This window comes from Halomonas nitroreducens (assembly GCF_003966155.1).
Classification (GTDB): domain Bacteria; phylum Pseudomonadota; class Gammaproteobacteria; order Pseudomonadales; family Halomonadaceae; genus Halomonas; species Halomonas nitroreducens.
This window is the reverse complement of record NZ_RXNS01000015.1, coordinates 28812-50083: the sequence shown is the minus strand read 5'-3', so window position 1 is coordinate 50083 and position 21272 is coordinate 28812. Positions and strand designations below refer to the sequence as shown.

At 69.4% G+C, this 21272-nt stretch carries 17 protein-coding genes; 5 read left to right on the top strand and 12 right to left on the bottom strand.

Annotated features, from left to right (window positions below; genetic code table 11):
* The first annotated feature begins 56 nt into the window (after window positions 1-56).
* Both EKG36_RS15265 and EKG36_RS15260 read left to right on the top strand, forming a co-directional pair.
* Window positions 57-1316 carry an alginate lyase family protein gene (locus EKG36_RS15265; RefSeq protein WP_221766095.1) on the top strand — a complete coding sequence of 420 codons (1260 nt, stop codon included), beginning with the start codon at window positions 57-59 and terminating at the stop codon, window positions 1314-1316.
* Window positions 1317-1363: 47 nt separating this feature from the next.
* Complete coding sequence (locus tag EKG36_RS15260) at window positions 1364-4129, top strand: tetratricopeptide repeat protein (protein ID WP_126485620.1); 2766 nt, start codon at window positions 1364-1366, stop codon at window positions 4127-4129.
* A 93-nt stretch (window positions 4130-4222) separates the two neighbouring features.
* On the opposite strand, the gene EKG36_RS15255 is transcribed toward EKG36_RS15260, so the two are convergent.
* The 11 genes from EKG36_RS15255 to EKG36_RS15205 all read right to left on the bottom strand — a co-directional run bounded on the left by EKG36_RS15255 (window position 4223) and on the right by EKG36_RS15205 (window position 17268).
* Entirely contained in the window at window positions 4223-5518 is a 1296-nt protein-coding gene (locus EKG36_RS15255) for an adenylosuccinate synthase (protein WP_126485618.1), read from the bottom strand.
* Window positions 5519-5588: 70 nt separating this feature from the next.
* Window positions 5589-6785 carry an ATP phosphoribosyltransferase regulatory subunit gene (locus tag EKG36_RS15250; RefSeq protein WP_126485616.1) on the bottom strand — a complete coding sequence of 399 codons (1197 nt, stop codon included), beginning with the start codon at window positions 6783-6785 and terminating at the stop codon, window positions 5589-5591.
* A gap of 192 nt (window positions 6786-6977) precedes the next feature.
* Window positions 6978-7862, bottom strand: coding sequence for a protease modulator HflC (hflC, locus tag EKG36_RS15245; protein ID WP_126485730.1), 885 nt, complete (start codon window positions 7860-7862; stop codon window positions 6978-6980).
* 2 nt (window positions 7863-7864) lie between these two features.
* The gene (gene hflK / locus EKG36_RS15240; protein WP_126485614.1) at window positions 7865-9088 is read right to left on the bottom strand and encodes an FtsH protease activity modulator HflK; all 1224 of its coding nucleotides are present in this window, start codon (window positions 9086-9088) and stop codon (window positions 7865-7867) included.
* A 105-nt stretch (window positions 9089-9193) separates the two neighbouring features.
* Entirely contained in the window at window positions 9194-10510 is a 1317-nt protein-coding gene (gene hflX / locus EKG36_RS15235; RefSeq protein WP_126485612.1) for a ribosome rescue GTPase HflX, read from the bottom strand.
* 8 nt (window positions 10511-10518) lie between these two features.
* The gene (gene hfq / locus EKG36_RS15230) at window positions 10519-10770 is read right to left on the bottom strand and encodes an RNA chaperone Hfq (protein ID WP_126485610.1); all 252 of its coding nucleotides are present in this window, start codon (window positions 10768-10770) and stop codon (window positions 10519-10521) included.
* Window positions 10771-10889: 119 nt separating this feature from the next.
* The gene (gene miaA, locus EKG36_RS15225; RefSeq protein WP_126485608.1) at window positions 10890-11828 is read right to left on the bottom strand and encodes a tRNA (adenosine(37)-N6)-dimethylallyltransferase MiaA; all 939 of its coding nucleotides are present in this window, start codon (window positions 11826-11828) and stop codon (window positions 10890-10892) included.
* Between the two features lie 6 nt (window positions 11829-11834).
* Entirely contained in the window at window positions 11835-13787 is a 1953-nt protein-coding gene (gene mutL / locus EKG36_RS15220) for a DNA mismatch repair endonuclease MutL (protein WP_126485605.1), read from the bottom strand.
* 13 nt (window positions 13788-13800) lie between these two features.
* Window positions 13801-15252, bottom strand: a complete 1452-nt coding sequence (locus EKG36_RS15215; protein WP_126485603.1) for an N-acetylmuramoyl-L-alanine amidase — start codon at window positions 15250-15252, stop codon at window positions 13801-13803.
* Window positions 15249-15752, bottom strand: a complete 504-nt coding sequence (gene tsaE / locus EKG36_RS15210; protein WP_126485601.1) for a tRNA (adenosine(37)-N6)-threonylcarbamoyltransferase complex ATPase subunit type 1 TsaE — start codon at window positions 15750-15752, stop codon at window positions 15249-15251. Before tsaE ends, EKG36_RS15215 begins: the two co-directional genes overlap by 4 nt.
* Complete coding sequence (locus tag EKG36_RS15205) at window positions 15733-17268, bottom strand: NAD(P)H-hydrate dehydratase (protein WP_126485599.1); 1536 nt, start codon at window positions 17266-17268, stop codon at window positions 15733-15735. The genes tsaE and EKG36_RS15205 overlap by 20 nt, the downstream gene beginning before the upstream one ends.
* 100 nt (window positions 17269-17368) lie before the next feature.
* Here EKG36_RS15205 and queG point away from each other — a divergent pair, with 100 nt between their 5' ends.
* Complete coding sequence (queG, locus tag EKG36_RS15200; RefSeq protein WP_126485727.1) at window positions 17369-18481, top strand: tRNA epoxyqueuosine(34) reductase QueG; 1113 nt, start codon at window positions 17369-17371, stop codon at window positions 18479-18481.
* 152 nt (window positions 18482-18633) lie between these two features.
* Here queG and orn read toward each other — a convergent pair whose 3' ends face one another.
* Window positions 18634-19227 carry an oligoribonuclease gene (orn, locus tag EKG36_RS15195; RefSeq protein WP_126485597.1) on the bottom strand — a complete coding sequence of 198 codons (594 nt, stop codon included), beginning with the start codon at window positions 19225-19227 and terminating at the stop codon, window positions 18634-18636.
* Between the two features lie 87 nt (window positions 19228-19314).
* Here orn and rsgA point away from each other — a divergent pair, with 87 nt between their 5' ends.
* Complete coding sequence (gene rsgA, locus EKG36_RS15190; protein WP_126485595.1) at window positions 19315-20328, top strand: small ribosomal subunit biogenesis GTPase RsgA; 1014 nt, start codon at window positions 19315-19317, stop codon at window positions 20326-20328.
* Between the two features lie 35 nt (window positions 20329-20363).
* Window positions 20364-21194 (top strand): sulfurtransferase, encoded by an 831-nt coding sequence (locus EKG36_RS15185; protein WP_126485593.1) that lies wholly within the window; start codon window positions 20364-20366, stop codon window positions 21192-21194.
* Window positions 21195-21272 lie beyond the last annotated feature (78 nt).

The window sequence follows — 21272 nt, the reverse complement described above, 5'->3', positions numbered from 1 at the left end:
GACGGGCCGTGCCGACGGCCCGTCCCGACACCGCTTCACAAGGAGCTCCGATGCCCATGACCCAGTTCACCGGCCTTCGCCGCGCCGCCCTGCCCCAGCGTCTGCTCTCGGGCCTCTCCCTGGCCCTGTGCGGCCTGGGCGCGGCAGGGATCCCCGCGGCACAGGCGATGACGCTCGAGGAGCGAGCCGAGCTCGACCTCTCCGAGTACAAGGTGACGGCGCCGGATGCCTCGTACTTCGATGTCGAGGCGCGCATGGCGCTGTTCGAGGACGTCGACAACCCCATCCTGCTGCAGGAAATCGACCAGCTGTCGACGGGCACCAGCTGCGAGCAGCTGCTGGAGTACAAGCCAATCGACACGCGCATGCGGATCCCGGGCTACTATCCCAGCCCCGAGGAATGGGAGCTGGCCTCGGAGCCACTGTTCCAGTTCGAGGACAACGTCTCGCTGCTCGCCGGCAGCTACGTGGCCACCGGCGACGACTACTACGCCGAGTGCCTGGTGCGCTTCCTCGACAAGTGGGCCCAGGACGAGGCGCTGACCAATTTCTACTACGACTCCATGGAGCCCCAGGCCTGGTTCGCCACCGAATCGATGATCTTCGCGGCCGCCATGGCCTACTCGGTGATCCGTCCCGGGTTCGAGGGCATGCAGGAGGAACGCCAGCGCATCGAGACCTGGCTCAACACCCTGGCCCACCAGCACTCGGACATCCAGGGACAGGCGGGCAACAGCTGCTGCAACAACCACTTCTACCGCCGCGCCCTCTACGCCACCATGGTCGGCGTGCTGACCGAGGACAACGAGCTGTTCCGCTTCGGCGTCAGCGCCATCTATTCCGCGCTTCACGACATCACCGAGGAAGGTGCCCTGCCCATGGAGGTGGCCCGCGGCCGGCGCGCGACGCACTACCAGAACTATGCCGTGCTCTACCTGATCACCAACATGCAGGTCATCGCGCGCCAGGGATACGACATCTTCGAGCTGGAGGTCGAGGGCAACACCATCCATGAGGCCGTCGACTTCGCCCTGGAGATCTTCGAGAATCCCGCCGCCCTGGGCGACATGGCGCCCCTGGAGCAGTACACCGGCTTCCTGAAGGACAACCAGTACTTCTCCTGGATGGAAATCTACCAGACCCGCTACCACGACCCGCAGATCGCCGAATTCATCCGCAGTGTGCGGCCCATCTACAACCGCAGTGCCGGGGGATACATCACGCTCTACTTCATGGAACCCGATGCGCAGCGGAATATCGTCATGGATGAACAGCAGCGCGAGGACGCCGCGTTCAAGGGCCTGGGCGAGGAGTGATCGCTCCCCCGCCGCCCCCATCCATTACATTGAGGCAGACCGATACCATGACCAAGACCATACTCACACTCCCGCGCACCGGCCAGTCTCCCGGACTGCGACTGGCCGCCTCGGCCGGCCTGCTGGTCTGGCTGAGTGGCTGTGCCGCGCTCCAGCAGCCCGACCCCCATGTCAGTGGGCCTCCCTCCGCCAAGTACGAGGACTGGTTCGACGGCGGCCAGCCACGCAACCTGAAATGGATGCACAAGAACACCCTGGAGAAGGCCGACCAGCTGCTGGAGGCGGGGAAGCCCTACGAGGCCATCGCCCAGATCGAGTCGCTGATGCAGCAGGGCCTGCCCCAGGCCTACTACGAGATGGGCAAGATCTTCGATCAGGGCAAGAGCGTGGAACCCGATCCGGCCCGCGCGGCGATGCTCTATTCCGAGTCCATCAAGACACCGTCCTACATCCTCGGTCACGCCTCCCTGAACCTGGCCACGCTGTATCGCGAAGGAAGAGGCGTCGAGCGTAACGACGTGCTGGCCTACCACCTGCTCCAGCAGGCCATGGACGAGGAGGTCGGCGCACGGGCCGAAGTCGCCCTCGCCGAACTCCTCGCCGAGGGCGGCCAGGGCGTCAGTGCCGACCCGGCACTGGCCGCCTCGCTGTACCGCAAGGCCGCCGAGGCCGGCAACGAGGCGGCCCTGCAGGCCCTCGCCGAGGCCCATCGCCCCGGGGGGTGGCTGAAGGCGGACCCGAGCCGGGCCCAGGAGTATGCCCAGCGCTATGCCGAGGTGCTGGAGCGGCGTGCCGGCAACGGCGACGTGGACGCCATGGCCAAGCTCGCCGGCCTGTTCAGTCCCGACGGCCTGCTGGGCGACCAGCCCCAACGGCGCATGCACTGGCTGACCAAGGCTGCCAACGCCGGCGATTCGGACGCCCTGAGCAAGGCCGGTCGCGCCCTGCTGGAGGGCGACAATCCGCGCCAGGGCCTGACGATGCTCGAGCAGGCCGCCCAGAACGGCGACGTCGGTGCCATGGAGACCCTCGGCAAGGCGCTGCTGGAGGGCAACGGCATCCCCCGGCGTCCCGACCAGGCCCAGCACTGGCTGAGCGCGGCCATCGCCCAGGATTCCGTCGATGCCAAGGTCACCCTGGGACGTGCCCTGCTGACCGGCGAGGGCATCCCCGCCTATCCGCAGCGCGGCGTCGAGCTCCTCGAGGAGGCCGCCGCGCAGGACGACGGTCTGGCCCTGGCGCTGCTCGGCAGCTACTACCTCGACGACGAGAACAAGGCCAGCCAGCCGCTGGTGGCCCTCGACTACCTGAAGCGCGGCCACCAGTTGGGCCACCCCTATGCCACCCAGCAGCTGGGGGAGCTCTACCTGGAGGGACGCGGTATGCCGGCGGACGGCCAGAAGGCCGCCATGCTGCTCAACGAGGCCGCCGACCAGGGACAGACCGCCGCCCTGCGCATGCTGGGCGAGGCCTACATGGAAGGCGAGGTACTGCCCTATCACCCGTCCAAGGCGGAAGAGTTGTTGACCCGGGCGGTGGAGAGCGGTGACGTCTCCGCCATGACCGCCCTCGGCCAGGGCTACCTCGAGGGCACCCTCAAGGAGCGCCGTCCGTCCCGTGGCCTGGCCCTGCTGGAACAGGCGGCCCGCAAGGGCGACGCCTACGCCATGGTGGTGCTGGGCCGGGCCTACCGCAAGGGCGACGGCGTCCCCCGCGACCTCCAGCAGGCCCAGCAGTGGCTGACCCGGGCCCGGGACGCCGGCCATTCCTCGGCCGAGGATGCCCTGGCCCAGCTGCGCTACGACCAGGGCGAGGCCGGTGACATCGAGGCGCTCGTCAAGGCCGCCGAGGATGGCCATCCCGGCTCCATGGCGAGCCTCGGCGAGGCCTTCCTCAACGGCCGCGGCGTCCAGCAGAACCTGCGCCAGGCCCGCATCTGGCTGCAGCGGGCCGCTTCCGAGGGGCATCCCGGCGCCGCCGCCGACCTGGGCCGCATGTACCTCGAGGGCCAGGGCGTCCAGCGTGACCCGGCCAAGGGCGCCCGCTACCTGCAAAGCGCGGCCGCCAGCGGCCATGCCGGGGCCCGCGCCGACCTGGGCGAGATCCTGCTCACCGGCCGGGGGCTGCCCGCCGATCCCGAGCGGGGCATGCGCCTGCTCGAGCAGGCCGCCGCCAACGGCCACGACGGGGCACGCCTCGCCCTGGCCGAGGCGCTGCTCAAGGGCGAGCATGTCGCCCAGGACACCCAGCGCGGGCTCGAACTGCTGCGCGGTGCCGCCGAAGCCGGCGACGACTATGCGGCCCAGCTGCTGGGCGAGGCCTACCTGGAGGGCAATGGCGTGACCGCCGATCCGCAACAGGCCAAGACCTGGCTCGGCCGGGCCAGCGAGGCGGGCAACCTGTCGGCCCAGACCCTGCTCGGCACGGCCCTGGTACGCGGCGACGGGGGCATGACCCCGGATCCCGCCCGCGGCCGCCGCCTTCTCGAGCAGGCCGCCGAGCAGGGCCATGCCGGTGCGCAGGCCACCCTGGGCCGGGAGCTGCTGCGCGGCGAGAACCTCGAGCAGGATCGTCGCCAGGGAGCCGACTACCTGCTGGCCGCCGCCCGCCAGGGACACGAGACCGCGCGCCTGGCGCTGGCCAAGGCCTACCTCACGGCCAACGGCCTGGAGAACGCCAACCGCGAGCAGGCCATGCTGTGGCTCAACGAGGTGATGGACGGCGACAGCGAGATGGCTGCGCAGACGCTGCACGACCTGCTGTCCGACGAGGCCGCCATCGACGCCCTGCAGCAAGTCTCCGCCGAAAGCTGAAACCGGGGGGAGCCCCGCTCCCCCTCCCCGCCAAACGCAACAGGCCGGCAGTTACCTGCCGGCCTGTTGACGTCTGGGCTCGGGGCGGACGGATCAGCCGCCGAAGGGATTGCGCAGCACGATGGTCTCGTTGCGGTCCGGCCCGGTGGAGATGATGTCGATGGAGGTCCCCACCTGCTCCTCGAGGAAGCTGATGTAGGAGCGGGCATTGGCGGGCAGGTCCTCGACGCGCTTGATGCCCAGGGTCGACTCGCTCCAGCCCGGCAGGTCCTGGTAGACCGGCTCGATGGCCTCATAGCCCTCGGAGTCCACCGGGGTGTCCAGCACGTCGCCATCCTTGCTGCGATAGCCCACGCAGACGCGGATGTTCTCCAGGCCATCGAGCACGTCGAGCTTGGTCAGGCAGATCCCCGAGACGGAGTTGATCTGCACGGCATGGCGCAGGGCCACGGCGTCGAACCAGCCACAGCGGCGCGCCCGGCCGGTGGTGGCGCCGAACTCGTGGCCCTTCTCGGCCAGGTGACGGCCATGCTCGTCGAAGAGCTCGGTGGGGAAGGGACCGGAGCCCACCCGGGTGGTGTAGGCCTTGGTGATGCCCAGCACGTAGTCCAGGTAGAGCGGGCCGACGCCGGAGCCGGTGGCGGTCCCGCCGGCCGTGGTGTTGGAGCTGGTGACAAAGGGATAGGTGCCGTGGTCGATGTCCAGCAGCGAGCCCTGGGCTCCCTCGAAGAGGATGTTGTTACCGGCCTTGCGCACCTCGTGGACCAGGCTGACGGCATCGCAGACCATCGGCCGCAGTTCCTCGGCCATGGCCATGGCATCGTCGAGGACCTGTTGGAAGTCCACCGCGGCCTCGCCGTGGTACTGGGTCAGCACGAAGTTGTGGTAGTCCAGCACCTCGCCGAGCTTCGAGGCGAAGCGCTCGCGGTGCAGCATGTCGCCCAGGCGCAGGCCGCGACGCGCCACCTTGTCCTCATAGGCCGGGCCGATGCCGCGCCCGGTGGTGCCGATCTTGGCCACGCCGCGGGCCTTCTCGCGCGCCTGGTCGAGGCGCACGTGGTAGGGCAGGATCAGCGGGCAGGCCGGCGACAGCCGCAGGCGCTCGCGAACCGGCACGCCCTTGGCTTCCAGTTCGCGGATCTCCTCGATCAGCGCTTCCGGCGACAGCACCACGCCGTTGCCGATCACGCAGGTCTTGTCGGGACGCAGGATGCCGGAGGGAATCAGGTGCAGGACGGTCTTCTCGCCGTCGATGACCAGGGTATGGCCGGCGTTGTGTCCGCCCTGGAAGCGCACGACCGCATCGGCGGATTCGGTCAGCAGATCGACCACCTTGCCCTTGCCTTCGTCACCCCACTGGGTGCCCAGTACGACTACGTTCTTGCCCATAGTGCTCTCGTCTCTCGTTGCTGCGCCGCCGGCTGTCGGGCCGGTGTCGATATCGTGTCTGCCTGACCGTTCAGGCCTGATCGGTGGACGGCTCCAGGGGCGCCACCTGCCAGCCGCCGTCGGCCTGGACCAGGCGTCGATGGCAGCGATGTTCCGCGGGGCCGGTGCGCTGCCCCGGCAGCGCCTGGACGACCCGTTCGCCCTGCTGACGCAGGGCATTGATGACCTCCGCCAGGCCGTCTCCCTCGACCGGCGCCCAGATGCCGTCGTGACGCGGCTCGCTGGGCACCAGGGTGGCCAGCAGCTTGAGCTCCAGGGAGAAGCCGGTGGCCGGCCGGGCCCGGCCGAAGGCGCGCCCGGTGTCATCGTAGCGACCGCCCTTGGCCAGCGCCTGGCCATAGCCGGGCACGAAGGCGGCGAACATCATCCCGGTGTGATACTGGTAGCCACGCAGCTCGGCCAGGTCGAAGTAGAGGTCGACCTCGGGATGCTCGGCGGCCACGCCCTGATGGAGGGTCCGCAGCTGATCCAGCGCCGCGCCCACCGGCTGGGGGGCCTCGGCGAAGGCCTCGCGGGCCTCGTCGAGCACCTCGGGGCCGCCATGCAACTCGCCCAGGGCACGGAACATGGCCGCCAGTGCCGGGTCCGCCACACAGGCCTCGACCTGGGCGGCCAGTTCCCCCGGCGACTTGAGCTCGAGGGCCTCGAACACCGCCTTCTCCTGCTCGGGAGTCAGGTCGGCGGCCTGCACCAGGCTGCGATAGATGCCGATATGACCGATCGCCAGGTGGACCTCGCCGGCACCGGCGGCCTGCAGGCTGGCCAGCGCCAGGCGCAGGATCTCCACGTCGGCCTCCAGACCGGCATGGCCGAACAGCTCGACCCCGACCTGCACCGGGCTGCGCCCGCCCTGGTACTGGTCGGGCTTGGCCCGCAGCACGGTGGTGCAATAGCACAGTCGTACCGGCCCCTGGCGCTTGAGCGAGTGAGCATCCATGCGCGCCACCTGGGGCGTCACATCGGCGCTGACACCCATCATGCGCCCGGTCATCTGGTCGGTCAGCTTGAAGGTCTGCAGATCCAGCTCGGTGCCGGTACCGGTGAGCAGGGAGTCCAGGAACTCCACGGGGGGCGGCATCACCTGATCGTAGCCCCAGCGGTGGTAGAGGTCGAGCAACGCCCGGCGCAGCTCCTCCATGCGGCTGGCTTGGGGCGGCAGCACCTCGTCCATGCCGTCGGGCAGCAGCCAGCGGTCAGCGATGGTCATGTCGTTCTTCCTGCAAGACGGTGATTGGCCTTCGGCAAGCCTCGCGGCATGACGTGGCAGGAGTGCCGGAGGGGGATTGCCGGGAGTGGAGAGGCCACAAAAAAACCGGGCCACGCCCGGTTACAGGAGTCTATCACGTTTGGGGGCGGGATGAACCCCATGAGGGGCGGCGCGGGCCGCCCCTCATGGCCGTCACTGCCCGGACTGGGGCGTGGGGCTCTTGAGGTACTGGAAGAAGTCGCTGGAGGGATCCAGCACCAGCATGTTGCCATCGCCCCGGAAGCTCGACCGGTAGCCCTCGAGGCTGCGCCAGAAGGAGAAGAACTCCTCGTCCTTGCCGTAGGCATCGGAGAAGATGGCCGCCGCCTCGGCATCGCCCTCGCCGCGCAGCGTCTGGGAGCGCTCATTGGCCTGGGCCAGCAGCACCTGACGACGACGGTCGGCGTTGGCGCGGATGCGCTCGGACTCTTCCTGGCCCTGGGCACGCCACTCGCGGGCCTCCCGCTCGCGCTCGGAGCGCATGCGATCATAGACCGCCGAGGAAACGTCCTCGGGCAGGTCGATGCGCTTGACGCGGATGTCGAGGATCGCCACGCCGAGTTCCTCGCGCATCAGCTCATCGAGATCCTGGGTGGGGCCGGTCATCAGCTCGTCGCGCTTCTCGGAGATGATCTGCTGCAGGTTCAGGCGACCGAACTCGTTACGCAGACTCTCGTCGACACGCGGCTGGATCAGGCGCACCGCCTGCATCTCGTCACCGGCCGTGGCCTCGTAGTAGCGGGTCGGGTTGATCACCTGCCACTTGACGTAGGAGTCGACGATCACCGCCTTCTGCTCGAGGGTCAGGTAGCGGCTGGCATCGGTGTCCAGGGTCAGCACCCGAGTGTCGAACTTGCGGATCGTCTGGGTGATCGGGATCTTGAAGTGCAGCCCGGGCTGGATGTTCTCCTCGATCACCTCGCCGAAGCGCAGCTTGACCGCCCGCTCGGTCTCGTCGATCACGTAGAGGCTATTGCTGGCCAGCCAGGCCACGGCGGCCAGGCCGCCCACGATGAGCAGGGATCGGTTGTTGATCATCATTAACGGCCCTCCCTGCGGATTCCGTTGCTGCTGGAGTTGCGGTTGCTGCTGTCACCGGAAGACTGGGTGGCACGCAGGCGCTCGAGGAGCTGGGGATCCAGCGCCTCCTCGTCGATGTCGTCCTGGCTGCCGGCGGCCCCGGCGGTGCCGGTGCGCAGGCGGTCCATCGGCAGCACCATCAACGGGCTCTCCTCGGCAACGTCCACCATGACCTTGGATGTCTCGCCGTAGACCTCGGAAATGGTGTCGAGGTAGAGGCGCTCGCGCATGATTCCCGGCGCGTTCTGGTACTGGGTCAGCAGCGCATTGAAGCGGTTGGCCTGACCGCGGGCCTCGGCGACCACGGACTCGCGGTAGCCCTGACCCTGCTCGACGATGCGCTGGGCCTGGCCCTGGGCGGCCGGGATCACGGCATTGGCATAGGCCATGGCCTGGTTGATGGTGCGCTGGCGATCCTCGCGGGCGCGGATGACGTCATCGAAGGCATCCTGGACCGCATCGGGCGGCGAGGTGGACTCGACGTTGAGGGTCTGGATGAGGATGCCGGTGCCGTAGCTGTCCAGGTAGGATTGCAGGCGGCTGGAGACCGCGGTACCGAGAATCTCGCGGCCCGATGTCAGGATGTCGATCATGTCGGTGCCGCCGACCACGTGACGCAGGGCGGAGTCCAGGGCGTTCTCGAGGGAGAGTTCGGGGTTGCGCACGTTGAGCACGTAGCCACGGGGATCGGCAACCTGGTACTGCACCGACATCTCCACGGAGACGATATTCTCGTCCTGGGTCAGCATCGACTGGGTCTGGGTGATCGAGCGCACCCGGGTCACGTTGACCATGCGCACGTCATCGATCAGCGGCGGGTTCCATTGCAGGCCGGGCGTGACCACTTCCTGGAACTTGCCGAAACGCAGCACCACGCCACGCTCGGACTGGTCGACCAGGTAGAAGCCGGAAGCCGCCCAGATGGCGAGCGCCACGATCAGCAGCAGCCCCGGCAGGGCAAAGGCGTTGCGCGGCTTGCCGCCGCCCGAGCCGCCACTGCCGCCGCGCTTGCCGCGACCGCCCAGCATGTTGTTGAGCTTGTCCTGAAACTTCTTCAGGGCCTCGTCGAGGTCGGGAGGGCCCTGGTTGCCACCGCCCTTGCCTCCACCGCCGTTGCCGCCACGGCGCCCTCCCCCGCTCCAGGGGTCGTGCTGGTTGCCGCCACCGGGCTCATTCCAGGCCATACGTCGTCTCCACTCTGCGTTGCGTTCCACCGTGCCGCGTCGCCGGGCGGTGGGCATCGGTTGCGATCCTTGTGGCGCCGGCCACTGCCGGCGCCCGAAGGCGACTCATTGTTCCCACACGGGACGATCCTGCAGTTCCTCGGGCAGGTAGTCGTCGGCACGCTCGCCGAGGCGTGCCATCAGCTGCAGGAAGTCACGCCGCGGCAGGCGGACCTCCAGCAGGGTGCGGCCCTGGTCGTCGAAGCGTTCCTCGCGTACCGCGCCCAGTTCGTGCAGCCCGGCCCGCAGCTTGCCCTGCTCCGGAGCCAGGGTGACGTCGAAATCGATGATGTCGTCGGCCAGGCACTCGGAGAGCGCCTGCTCGAGCAGCTCGAGCCCCCGGTTCTGCTGGGCGGAGAGCCACACCACCTCGGGGCGTCCCTCGCCGTCGCGCTCAATGCGCGGGGCGCTGTCGAGCAGGTCGATCTTGTTCATCACCTTGAGCGTCGGCACGTCCAGGGCGCCGATCTCGTCCAGCACCCCCTCCACCTGATCGACATTGAGCTCGCGGTCCGGGTCGGCCGCATCGATCACATGGACCAGCAGGCTGGCCTCGGCGGCCTCCTGCAGGGTGGCCTGGAAGGCCTCCACCAGCTTGTGAGGCAGGTGCCGGATGAAGCCCACGGTATCGGCCAGCACCACCGGCCCCACATCCTCGACCTCCAGGCGCCGCAGCGTGGGGTCGAGGGTAGCGAAGAGCTGGTCGGCCGCATAGACCCGCGAGGCGGTCAGAGCGTTGAAAAGCGTCGACTTGCCGGCGTTGGTGTAGCCGACCAGGGACACGCTGGGAATCTCGGCCCGGGAACGCGCCCGACGGTTCTGACTGCGCTGGCTGCGCACCTTGTCGAGGCGCTTGTGGATCGCCTTGATGCGCCCGCGCAGCAACCGGCGGTCGGTCTCGAGCTGGGTCTCCCCCGGCCCGCGCAGGCCGATGCCACCCTTCTGCCGCTCCAGGTGGGTCCAGCCACGTACCAGTCGGGTCGACATGTACTCCAGCTGGGCCAGCTCCACCTGCAGCTTGCCCTCGTGGGTCCTCGCTCGCTGGGCGAAGATATCGAGGATCAGGCCGGTGCGGTCGAGCACGCGGCACTTGAGCGCCTGCTCGAGGTTGCGTTCCTGGGAAGGGCTCAGGGCGTGGTTGAAGATCACCAGTTCGGCGTCATGGACCGCCAGGGCCTCGCGCAGCTCCTCGACCTTGCCGGAGCCGATGAAGGACCGCGGGTCAGGCCGACCACGGCTGCCACTGAGCAGAGTGGCCGGCTCCGCGCCGGCCGAGCGCACGAGTTCCAGGAACTCGCCGGGGTCTTCGCGCTCCTGCTCGTCCTGGAAATCGACATGGACGAGCACCGCCGTCTCGCCGGCGTCGGGTCGTTCAAAAAACAATCAATACCTCACGCGTTGCTGTCCGACGGCGCAGGGGCGTCAGGGGCCGGCAGGCGCACGTTGCGCGACGGCACGACCGTGGAGATGGCATGCTTGTAGACCATCTGACTGACGGTGTTACGCAGCAGGATGACGAACTGGTCGAAGGACTCGATCTGCCCCTGCAGCTTGATGCCGTTGACCAGGAAGATCGATACCGGAATGCGCTCCTTGCGCAGGATGTTCAGGTACGGATCTTGAAGGGACTGCCCTTTGGACATGTTGCTCTCCCTGAATTGTCTCTTGGGTGGATAGGGTTTGCAGTGCTCGCCCCGGGCAGGGACGACACGGGTTAACCATCGGGCCTGTTCAAACGGCCACTCGAAACGCTCATCTTACGCTAACTACCGAATTCGCGCACCAGTTTCAGGACCTCGCCGAGGGGATCGTCGCCCAGGGTGTCGACCCACTGCAGTCCCGGCCAGCGCCGCATCCAGGTGAGCTGTCGCTTGGCCAGCTGGCGGGTGGCGACGATGCCCCGGTGGCGAAACGTCTCCCGATCGACGTGGCCATCCAGGTACTCCCACCCCTGACGATAGCCCACGCTCTTCATCGAGGGCAGCTGCGGGTGCAGGTCACCTCGAGCGCGCAGTCCCGCCAGCTCGTCCAGGAAACCCGCCTCGAGCATGGCATCGAAGCGCCGCTCGATACGCTCGTGCAGCACGCCTCGATCGGCAGGGGCAAGACCTATCGACAGCGTGCGCCAGGGAAAGGTTTCCGGGCGCTGCTCCTCCCAGAGTGCGGTGAGCGACCGGCCACAGACCCGGTAGACCTCGAGGGCCCGCATCAGGCGCTGGGGATCATGGGGGTGGATGCGCGCCGCGGCCGCGGGGTCAACCCGAGCCAGTTCCGCGTGGAGACCGGCCAGGCCAAGGCGTTCGGCGTCGCGAGCCAGCTCGGCGCGTACCGCCGGATCCGCCGGAGGCAGGTTGGCCACCCCCTCCCGGAGCCGCTGGAAGTACATCATGGTCCCCCCCACCAGCAGTGGCACCCGCCCGGCAGCGCTGATGGCCGACATCTCGCGGTACGCATCCTCGCGAAACTCCGCCGCCGAGTAGGCATCGGCCGGGTCGCGGATGTCGATCAGCCGATGCGGGGCCCGGGCCAGCTCGGAGGTGTCGGGCTTGGCGCTGCCGATGTTCATGCCGCGGTAGACCATCGCCGAGTCGACACTGATCAGCTCATGTCCCAGCCGTTCGTGGAGGACGATGGCGAGGTCGGTCTTGCCGGCGGCGGTGGGGCCCATCAGGAAGATGGCGGGGGGGCGGGTGTCACTCATCGTCGCTCATTGGCCGCGCAGGAACAGGCGGTCCAGCTCCTTCATGCTCATCTCGGTCCAGGTGGGCCGGCCGTGGTTGCACTGGCCGCTGCGCTCGGTGCGTTCCATGTCGCGCAGCAGGGCGTTCATTTCCTCCAGAGTCAGCTGGCGGTTGGCGCGCACGCTGCCGTGGCAGGCCATGGTGGCCAGCAGTTCGTTGATATGGGCCTCGAGCCGATCGGAGCGGCCGTAGCGCTCCAGGTCGCCGAGCATGTCGCGGATCAAGGGCTCCACGTCGGCGTCGACCAGCAGGGCCGGCACCTGGCGCACCAGCAGGGTCTCGGGGCCCGCCACGTCGAGCTCCACCCCGAGGCGCGAGAAGGCCCCGCGCTCGGCCTCGGCGGTGGCCACCTCGGCGGCGCTGGCGGCCAGCGACACCGGCACCAGCAGCGGCTGGGCCTCCAGCGCCCCGCCATGGACCTGGGTCTTCATGCGCTCGTAGACGATGCGCTCGTGGGCGGCGTGCATGTCCACCACCACCAGGCCCCGCTCGGTCTGGGCGAGGATGTAGATGCCATGGAGCTGGGCCACGGCATAGCCCAGCGGCGGGGCCCGGGTGTCGTCCGCCGCGGGCATCGCCGGGCGCGGCCGCACGGCCTGAGCCTCGCGCTCGGCCAGGGCCACGTCGGCGGCAGCCCCGCCGGCCCCGGGGGCGGCCGGCTGGGGCGTCAGCAGGCTGTCTTCGTGGTTAGGGTGCAGGGCCCGGTAGCCCTCCATGAAGGCGCGTACCCGATCGGCGGTCGGCCGTTCCGGTCCTTCCTCGCGGCCCGGCAGGGCCATGGGCTGCTGCTGCCAGCGCCCGGCGGCCTCCGCCACGCGCTGATCTCCCCCCGCCGGCATCGCCGGCTCGGCATCCTGGGGTGCCTCGACCGGGCCTGCGCCGCCCTCCTCGTGGTCGTCGCCGGGGCGGGCCTCGCCCAGCGCCCGGTGCAGGCTGGAGAACAGGAAGTCATGGACCATGCGCCCGTCCCGGAAGCGCACCTCGTGCTTGGTGGGATGGACGTTGACGTCCACCACCGTGGGGTCGACCTCGAGGTAGAGCACGAAGACCGGATGCCGGCCGTGGAACAGCACGTCCCGATAGGCCTGGCGGATGGCATGGGCGACCAGCCGGTCGCGGACCACCCGGCCATTAACGAAGAAGTACTGCTGGTCGGCCTGGGCCCGCGAGTGGGTGGGCAGCCCCACCCAGCCCCACAGGCGCAACCCGCCGACCTCCAGGTCGAGGTGCAGGGCATTCTCCAGGAAGGCCTTGCCAAGCAGCGCCTGGAGACGCCGCTCATGGCCGACCAGGTCATCTCCGGGGCGCAGCTGATGGACGGTCTTCTGGTTGTGGCGCAACACCCAGCCGATATCCAGCCGCGACAGCGCCTGACGACGAAAGGCCTCCTCGACATGGCCGAACTCGGTCTTCTCGGTGCGCAGAAACTTGCGCCGCGCCGGGGTATTGAAGAACAGATCGCGCACCGTCACCGAGGTCCCTCGGGGATGCGGTGAGGGCGAGACCCGGGGCTCCATGCGGCGCCCTTCGACTACCACCCGCCAGCCACTGGTGGGATCCTCCTCGACGTTGGACATCAGCTCCAGCCGCGAGACCGAGCTGATCGAGGCCAGGGCCTCGCCACGAAAGCCCAGGCTGGCCACCCCCTCGAGGTCATCGAGGGAGGCGATCTTGCTGGTGGCATGCCGCGACAGCGCCAGTGGCAGGTCATCCTCGCCGATGCCGCTGCCGTCGTCGCGGACCCGGATCAGTCGTGCGCCGCCGGCCTCGAGCTCCACCTCGATGCGCCGGCTGCCGGCGTCGATGGCGTTCTCGATCAGTTCCTTGACCACCGAGGACGGGCGCTCGACCACCTCGCCGGCGGCGATCTGGTTGGCGAGGCGGGGATCGAGGATCTGGATGCGTCGGGTATCGGTCATGGATCGTCGTCACTCACGAACGGGGAATGCGCAGCACCTGGCCAACCCGGATGACGTCGCCGTCGAGCTCGTTGGCCTGGCGCAGCTGGGCTACCGGCACGCCATGGCGCGCGGCGATCTCGGAGAGGGTATCCCCGGGCTGGATGCGATACTCGTTGCCGACGGTGTCGCGGCCCTGGTCGCGCTGCCAGGCCAGCAGGCTGGCCGGGGGCGGGTTACGATGGAAGTGGGCGCGGATGCCGCCAAAGATCGCCTCGACCATGCGCTGCTGGTAGCCGCCGTCGCGCAGGCGGCTCTCCTCGTCGGGATTGGAAATGAAGCCGGTCTCCACCAGCAGCGAGGGGATGTCCGGCGACTTGAGCACCATGAAACCGGCCTGCTCGACCCGGGACTTGTGCAGGTCGTTGACCCGCCCCAGCCGGTCCAGCACCTGGCCACCGATGGTCAGGGAGTCGTTGAGGGTGGCGGTCATGGTCAGGTCCAGCAGCACGCCGCGCAGCACTTCGTCCTTGTCGTCCAGGGAGAGGCTGCCGTCCACCCCGCCGATCAGATCCGCGCGATTCTCGGTGGCGGCCAGCCACTGGGCGGTCTCCGAGGTGGCGCCGCGCTGGGAGAGCGCATAGACGGAGCTGCCGTGGGGCCGCGGGCTGTTGAAGGCGTCGGCATGGATCGAGACGAAGAAGTCGGCCTTCTGCTCCCGGGCGATACGGGTCCGCTGACGCAACCCGATATAGTAGTCGCCGTCGCGGATCATCACCGCCTTGAAGCCCTCGGTCGCATCGATCAGCCGTGCCAGCCGGTTGGCCATCTCCAGCACCACGTCCTTCTCGCGTGTCCCGCTGGGTCCGATGGCCCCCGGGTCCTCGCCGCCATGCCCGGCGTCCACCGCGACGATGATGTCCCGCTTGGGGTGCGGCTGGGCGGGCTCCATGACCGGCGCCACCGTGGCCGGATCGCGGCCCTCCGCCACGGCCTCGGCCTGGGCTCGGTCGGCGGCGATCTCCTGCTCGCGGATCATCGACTCGATCGGATCGATGGGGTCTTCCACGGCGCTCTCGCCGGGATACTCGAGGTCCACGACGAGGCGATGGCCGTACTGCTCGTTGGGGGCCAGGGCGAAATGGCGAGGCTCGATCGCCCGGGACAGCTCCAGCACCACCCGCAGGTCATCGCCGTCGCGGATGCCGCTGCGCACCTCTCGGATGGCGCTGCCCTCGAGGTCGAGCCGGGCAAGATCGGCGTTGAGCCGACTGTCGCGCAGGTCGATGACCAGCCGCCGCGGATCGTCCAGGGAAAAGACCTTCGCCTCGGCCGGAGCGGAGAGATCGAAGACCAGGCGGGCATGGTCCGGCGCCGCCCACAGGCGCAGGTTGTCGACGCTGGCCGCCTCGGCCGCGCCCGGGGCAAGCAGTGCCAGCGGCCAGAGCCAGCCGAGCAGCCGGGATCGCAGGACTCCCTTCCTCATGAGGCGTCGTCACCCTCCCTGGCAAGACAGCCATCCGCCAGTGCCGGGTCGGCGGCCAGGCGTGCCAGCACCCGACGACCGTGGTCGCTGTGGGCGGTGATCAGGGCTCGACGGCCATGGCTGGCCACCTCCAGGTGGACCACCAGGTCCGGCGTGGGCAGCCAGCCCTCACCCCGGGCCGGCCACTCGATCACGCACAGAGCGTCCTCGGCCAGCAGGTCGCGCCCGCCGATGAACTCCAGCTCCTCGGGATCCCCCAGGCGATAGAGATCGAAGTGATTGACCCGGGCGGCTTCCAGCTCATAGGGCTCCACCAGGGTGTAGGTGGGGCTCTTCACCGCACCGCGATGGCCATAGGCGCGCAGGATGCCGCGAGTGAGGGTCGTCTTGCCTGCCCCCAGCTCGCCGTCGAGGTGCAAGCGACCTCGCCCCTCCAGGGCCCGCCCCAGGGCTTCGCCGAAGGCCACCTGGCGGGCTTCGTCATCGAGTCGCAGCTGCATCGTCCTCGCCCATCGTCGGGTTGACCAGAATTCGCGCACAGGATGCCAGATCGCCGGCCAGCAAGCCACGCTCTCCCCCCTCGCCGGCCGCCATGTCGGCGGCCAGGGCATGGACCACCACCCCGAGTCGGGCGGCGCGCTCCGTTGCCAGCCCCTGGGCCAGCAGCGCGCCCAGGATGCCGGAGAGCGCATCGCCCATGCCGCCGCTGGCCATGCCGGGGTTGCCGTAGGGACAGACCGCCAGGCCGGCCGGGCCCGCCACCAGGCTGCCGGCCCCCTTGAGGATCACCACGCCACCAAAGCGACGCTGCAGGGCGAGCACCGCCGCCGGCCGGTCGGCCTCCACCTCGGCGGGTTCGATGCCCAGCAGGCGCCCGGCCTCGCCAGGGTGCGGGGTGAGGATCCAGTCGTCGCGCTGCTGCCCGGTGAAGCGCGACGCCAGCAGGTTGAGGCCATCGGCATCCACCACCAGCGGGCGGGCGGCGGCGAGCGCCGCCTGGAGCATGGCCTGCCCCCAGCTGCCCTGGCCGAGGCCGGGCCCCACCACCAGCACGTCGGCCTGGCCAGGCAGTTCGCCGAGATCCGCGGCTCCGCGCACGCCGTGCACCATCACCTCGGGCCGGCGCACCAGGCTGGCGATGACGTGCTCCGGCGCCGTGGCCAGGCTCACCTTGCCGGCCCCCAAACGCGCGGCATGTTCGGCGGCCAGCAGGGCCGCCCCACCGAAGCCCGGGGCACCGCCCAGCACCAGGGCATGGCCCGCCGCGCCCTTGTGAGCGTCGCGGGCGCGCGGCGGCAGCGCCGAGGCGATCATCGCGCGGTCGAGCAGGTGGGCCGCCGGCGTCATGTCCGCCGCCACTTCCCGGGGAGCGTCGAGGGCGCGGAAGCTCACCTCGCCGGTCAGCGCCGGGGCGCGGCCGGTGTGCAGCCCCAGCTTGTCGCCGATAAAGGTGACCGTTCGATTCGCCCGCACGGCCACGCCAAGTTCGGCCCCGGTGTCGGCGTGCAGCCCGGAGGGAATGTCGATGGCCAGCACGGGACGGCCCGCGGCGTTGACGGCAGCGATGGCATCGCGCAGCTCGCCGCGCACCTCGCCGGCAAGCCCGGTGCCGAGCAGCGCATCCACCACCACCTCGCCGTTGAGCGCCAGGCCCGGCTGCCAGGGCTCGAGACCGACGCCGGCGGCGCCGGCCATGTCGGCGGCCCGGCGGGCATCCCCTGCGAGCTCTGCCACGGGCTTCACGACCACGTGCTGGACCTCGAGGCCCGCGGCGGCGGCCAGGGCCGCCAGCACATGGCCGTCGCCCCCGTTGTTCCCCCCGCCACACAGCACGCTGAGCGAGCGCGCCTCGGGCCAGGTCTCGCGAAAGGCCTGCCAGGCCGCGGCGGCGGCTCGCTGCATCAGGGCGAAGCCCTCGATGCCGGTCGCGATGGTGCGCCGGTCCAGCTCGCGGACCTGCTCGGCCCGGTAGAGCGGACGCCCCTCAAGGTGTCGGTCCTGCGACTGCCCTGCCATGCGCTGTCTCCCCTGAACGCGATGCTTTACCATGAGTGTGTCGTTTCCCCCGCCCGGCGCCAAGCGTCGCGGCGCTTTCCTGCATGGTGTTTTCTCGATCATGACCCAGCCGTCTCCCGCCGGCGACGCGCCCGACCTGGATCGCCTCGCCGAGCTGATCAAGACCTGGGGCCGCGAGCTCGGCTTCCAGCAGGTAGGCATCACCGATGTCGACCTCGCCGAGGACGAGGCCCGCCTGCAGCGCTGGCTCGACGCCGGCCACCACGGCGAGATGGGCTTCATGGCCAAGCACGGCACCAGGCGCACCCGCCCCGAGGAACTGGTGCCGGGCACGGTGCGAGTGATCAGCGTGCGCCTCGACTATCTCCCCGCCGAGGTGGAAACGACCCGGATGCTCGCTCGCCCCGACAAGGCCTATGTGTCGCGCTACGCGGTGGGACGCGATTATCACAAGCTGATGCGCAAGCGCCTGGCCCACCTCGCCAAGCGGATCGAAGACACGGTGGGGGCCTTCGGCTACCGGGCCTTCGTCGACTCCGCCCCGGTGATGGAGCGCGCCCTGGCGCGCAAGGCCGGCCTGGGCTGGGTCGGCAAGAACGCCATGCTGCTCAATCCCCGCGCCGGCTCGCTGTTCTTTCTCGGCGAACTCTACACCGACCTGCCGTTGCCGGTGGACGCGCCCTTCGAGGCCGAGCACTGCGGCCGCTGCAGCGCCTGCCGCAGCGCCTGCCCCACCGATGCCATCGTCGAGGACAAGGTCGTCGACGCGCGGCGCTGCATCTCTTACCACACCATCGAGCTGCACGGCCCCATCCCCGAGGAGTTCCGCGCCGCCATGGGCAACCGGGTCTTCGGCTGCGACGACTGCCAGCTGGTCTGCCCCTTCACCCGCTTCACCCGGACCACCCGGGAGGACGACTTCTCCCCTCGCCACGCCCTGGACCGGGCCGACCTCACCACGCTGTTCGCCTGGAGCGAGGCAGAGTTCCTGGACAAGACCGCCGGCAGCCCCATCCGGCGGATCGGCTATGAGCGCTGGCTGCGCAACCTGGCCGTGGGACTCGGCAACGCCCCCTGGAGCGAGGCGGTGGAGGCCGTCCTCAGGGCCCGCCTGCCCTACCCCTCGGACCTGGTCCGCGAGCATGTGCGCTGGGCGCTCGACCGCCAGCACGAGAAACGGCAGCAACTCATAGCCGTAAGCCGTAAGGCGTAAGCTGGAAGCTGGAAGCTGGAAGCTGGAAGCTGGAAGCTGGAAGCTGGAAGGCAGCCTCGATCCTCCACCACAGGCATCAAAGGGTATCTTCCGGCTTCAAGCTTCCAGGCGCGAAGTGCCGCTCTTCAAGCTTGCGTCCGGCGCAGCCGGGCTTATTCCTCCTCGTCGCGCTCGTCGTCCTCGAGGCGCAGGAAGGTCCGGCGGTAATGGGCCAGCTCGGCGATGGACTCCTTGATGTCGTCCATGGCCAGGTGGACGTTGCGCTTGCTGAAGCCGACCAGGGCCCCGGGGTTCCAGCGCTTGGCCAGTTCCTTGAGGGTGGACACGTCGAGGTTGCGATAGTGGAAGAAGGCCAGCAGCTCGGGCATCTCCCGTTCGAGGAAGCGACGGTCCTGGTGCACGCTGTTGCCGCACATGGGTGAAGTGCCGGGCGCGACGTGCGCTCGCAGGAAGGCGAGCGTCTGGCGCTCGGCCTCGGCGGTGTCGATGCGGCTCTCCTTGACCCGCTTGACCAGCCCCGAGGCGCCGTGGGTCTTCTGGTTCCAGTCGTCCATGGCCTCGAGCAGGCTGTCGGCCTGGTGCACGGCAAGCACCGGGCCCTCGGCAACGACATTGAGGTCGGCGTCGGTGACCAGGGTGGCCACCTCGATGATGCGCTCGCGGCTGGGGTCGAGCCCGGTCATTTCCAGGTCGATCCATACCAGGCGTTGAGCGCGCGGTTCCTGAGGGTCTTGTGTCGCGGACATGGGGCCTTCCTTGCAGGGCACCCGGCTGACGACAGCCGGGCCCGTTGATGAGTACAATGCCGCCATTGTACCGACCTTCGGGCCATCATGAGCAAACGCAAGTTGAGCCGCCAGCAGCGCTGGCGCATCGAGAAGATCCAGGCCGAACGGGCCAGGCGCGCCGAGAAGCGTGGCGACCAGGACACCGAGAAGCTCGCCGCCGGGGAATACGGTCCCGAGCAGCAGGGCCGGGTGACTGCCCACTTCGGGCGTACCCTGGAGGTGGCCCCTGCCGGCGGCGGGGAGCCGGTGCGCTGCCACCTGCGCGCCAACCTGGAGGGGCTGGTCACCGGCGACCGGGTGATCTGGCGGGCCGGCCAGGACGGCAGCGGCGTGGTGGTGGCCCGCGGGGGGCGCGACAACGTGCTGGAGCGGCCCGACGCCCGAGGCCAGCTCAAGCCGGTGGCCGCGAACATCGACCAGATCCTGGTGGTCTTCGCCGTGGAGCCCGAACCCCACGCCAACCTGATCGATCGCTACCTGGTGGCCGCCGAGGCCACCGGGATCGCCCCGGTGCTGGTGCTCAACAAGGTCGACCTGCTGCCGCCGGAAGGCGGCACCCTGCGCGGGCTGCTGGCCCGCTACGAGGCCCTGGGCTATCCGGTGGTGACCACCACCACCGCCCGGGCGGATGGCCTCGATGCCCTGCATGCGCGCCTCGCCGGGCGCACCTCGGTGTTCGTCGGCCAGAGCGGGGTGGGCAAGTCCTCGCTCATCGACCGCCTGCTGCCGGATGCGGAGCTGCGCATCGGGGCGCTGTCCGAGGACTCGCGCAAGGGCCGCCACACCACTACCACCGCCAGGCTCTACCGCATGCCGAGCGGCGGCGAGCTGATCGACTCCCCGGGGATCCGCGAGTTCGGCCTGACCCACCTGGACGAGGGCCAGGTGGCGGAGGGCTTCGTCGAGTTCCGCGAGCTGCTGGGTCGCTGCCGCTTCCGCGACTGCCGCCACCGCCAGGAGCCGGGCTGCGCGCTGATCGAGGCCGTGGACGAGGGCACGATCCATGCCGATCGCTTCGCCAGTTATCGACGCATCGTCGACAGTCTCGACGAGACTTGAGATAAAGACGAAATACCCCGAGCGAGGAGAGCGCCATGAGTTCCGAAGCCAACCTGCTGCCGCTGATCGTCGAGCCCGCGCAGCTCGCCGAGCACCTGGATGCCCCTTCCCTGCTGGTCATCGACGTGCCGCTGAGATCCGAGAGCCATGACCAGGGCCATGTGCCGGGTGCCGTCTACCTGGACTTCAAGCGCCTGCTGCGCGGCGAGGGCGAGGTGCCCAACGAGGTGCCCGACGTGGCCGCGCTGTCGCGGCTGTTCTCGTCGCTGGGCCTGACCCGGGACACCCATGTGGTGGCCTACGACGACGAGGGCGGCGGCTGGGCCGGCCGGCTGCTGTGGACGCTGGAGCTGATCGGCCATACCCGCTACTCCTACCTGAACGGCGGCCTCCACGCCTGGCGCGGCGCCGGCCTGCCACTGTCCACCGAGCCCACCACGCCGACGCCCAGCGACTACGAGGCCGAGATTCTCCACCCCGAGGTGGCCATCGACCGGGTCGAGCTCCAGGAGCGCCTGGGCGCGAAGGGCTTCGCCGTCTGGGATGCCCGCTCCCGGGCCGAATACGACGGCGAGAAGGGTGACAACCGGCGCCTTGGCCATATCCCCGGGGCGGTCAACCTCGACTGGACCGACGCCATGGACAAGGACCGCGACCTGCGCCTGCGCGACTATGCCGAGCTGATCACCGAACTCGAGGCCCTGGGCCTGACACCGGACATGGAAGTGGTCACCCACTGCCAGAGCCACCACCGCAGCGGCTTCACCTGGCTGGTGGGCAAGGCGCTGGGCTTCGAGAAGATGCGTGGCTATGCCGGCTCCTGGCAGGAATGGGGCAACCGCGACGATACCCCCATCGAAAAATAAGCTGGAAGACGCGGCTGCGCCGCTTGAAGAAGGAAGACCGGCGCTTCGCGCCTTGAAGAGGGAAGCAAGCCGCATAAG

What these genes read in the sequence shown, in the direction of transcription:
- EKG36_RS15265 (WP_221766095.1), top strand. Translation starts at nt 57, where the DNA reads ATGACCCAGTTCACCGGCCTTCGCCGCGCCGCCCTGCCCCAGCGTCTG.
- EKG36_RS15260 (WP_126485620.1), top strand. Translation starts at nt 1,364, where the DNA reads ATGACCAAGACCATACTCACACTCCCGCGCACCGGCCAGTCTCCCGGA.
- EKG36_RS15255 (WP_126485618.1), bottom strand. Translation starts at nt 5,518, where the DNA reads ATGGGCAAGAACGTAGTCGTACTGGGCACCCAGTGGGGTGACGAAGGC.
- EKG36_RS15250 (WP_126485616.1), bottom strand. Translation starts at nt 6,785, where the DNA reads ATGACCATCGCTGACCGCTGGCTGCTGCCCGACGGCATGGACGAGGTG.
- hflC (WP_126485730.1), bottom strand. Translation starts at nt 7,862, where the DNA reads ATGATCAACAACCGATCCCTGCTCATCGTGGGCGGCCTGGCCGCCGTG.
- hflK (WP_126485614.1), bottom strand. Translation starts at nt 9,088, where the DNA reads ATGGCCTGGAATGAGCCCGGTGGCGGCAACCAGCACGACCCCTGGAGC.
- hfq (WP_126485610.1), bottom strand. Translation starts at nt 10,770, where the DNA reads ATGTCCAAAGGGCAGTCCCTTCAAGATCCGTACCTGAACATCCTGCGC.
- miaA (WP_126485608.1), bottom strand. Translation starts at nt 11,828, where the DNA reads ATGAGTGACACCCGCCCCCCCGCCATCTTCCTGATGGGCCCCACCGCC.
- mutL (WP_126485605.1), bottom strand. Translation starts at nt 13,787, where the DNA reads ATGACCGATACCCGACGCATCCAGATCCTCGATCCCCGCCTCGCCAAC.
- EKG36_RS15215 (WP_126485603.1), bottom strand. Translation starts at nt 15,252, where the DNA reads ATGAGGAAGGGAGTCCTGCGATCCCGGCTGCTCGGCTGGCTCTGGCCG.
- tsaE (WP_126485601.1), bottom strand. Translation starts at nt 15,752, where the DNA reads ATGCAGCTGCGACTCGATGACGAAGCCCGCCAGGTGGCCTTCGGCGAA.
- EKG36_RS15205 (WP_126485599.1), bottom strand. Translation starts at nt 17,268, where the DNA reads ATGGCAGGGCAGTCGCAGGACCGACACCTTGAGGGGCGTCCGCTCTAC.
- queG (WP_126485727.1), top strand. Translation starts at nt 17,369, where the DNA reads ATGACCCAGCCGTCTCCCGCCGGCGACGCGCCCGACCTGGATCGCCTC.
- orn (WP_126485597.1), bottom strand. Translation starts at nt 19,227, where the DNA reads ATGTCCGCGACACAAGACCCTCAGGAACCGCGCGCTCAACGCCTGGTA.
- rsgA (WP_126485595.1), top strand. Translation starts at nt 19,315, where the DNA reads ATGAGCAAACGCAAGTTGAGCCGCCAGCAGCGCTGGCGCATCGAGAAG.
- EKG36_RS15185 (WP_126485593.1), top strand. Translation starts at nt 20,364, where the DNA reads ATGAGTTCCGAAGCCAACCTGCTGCCGCTGATCGTCGAGCCCGCGCAG.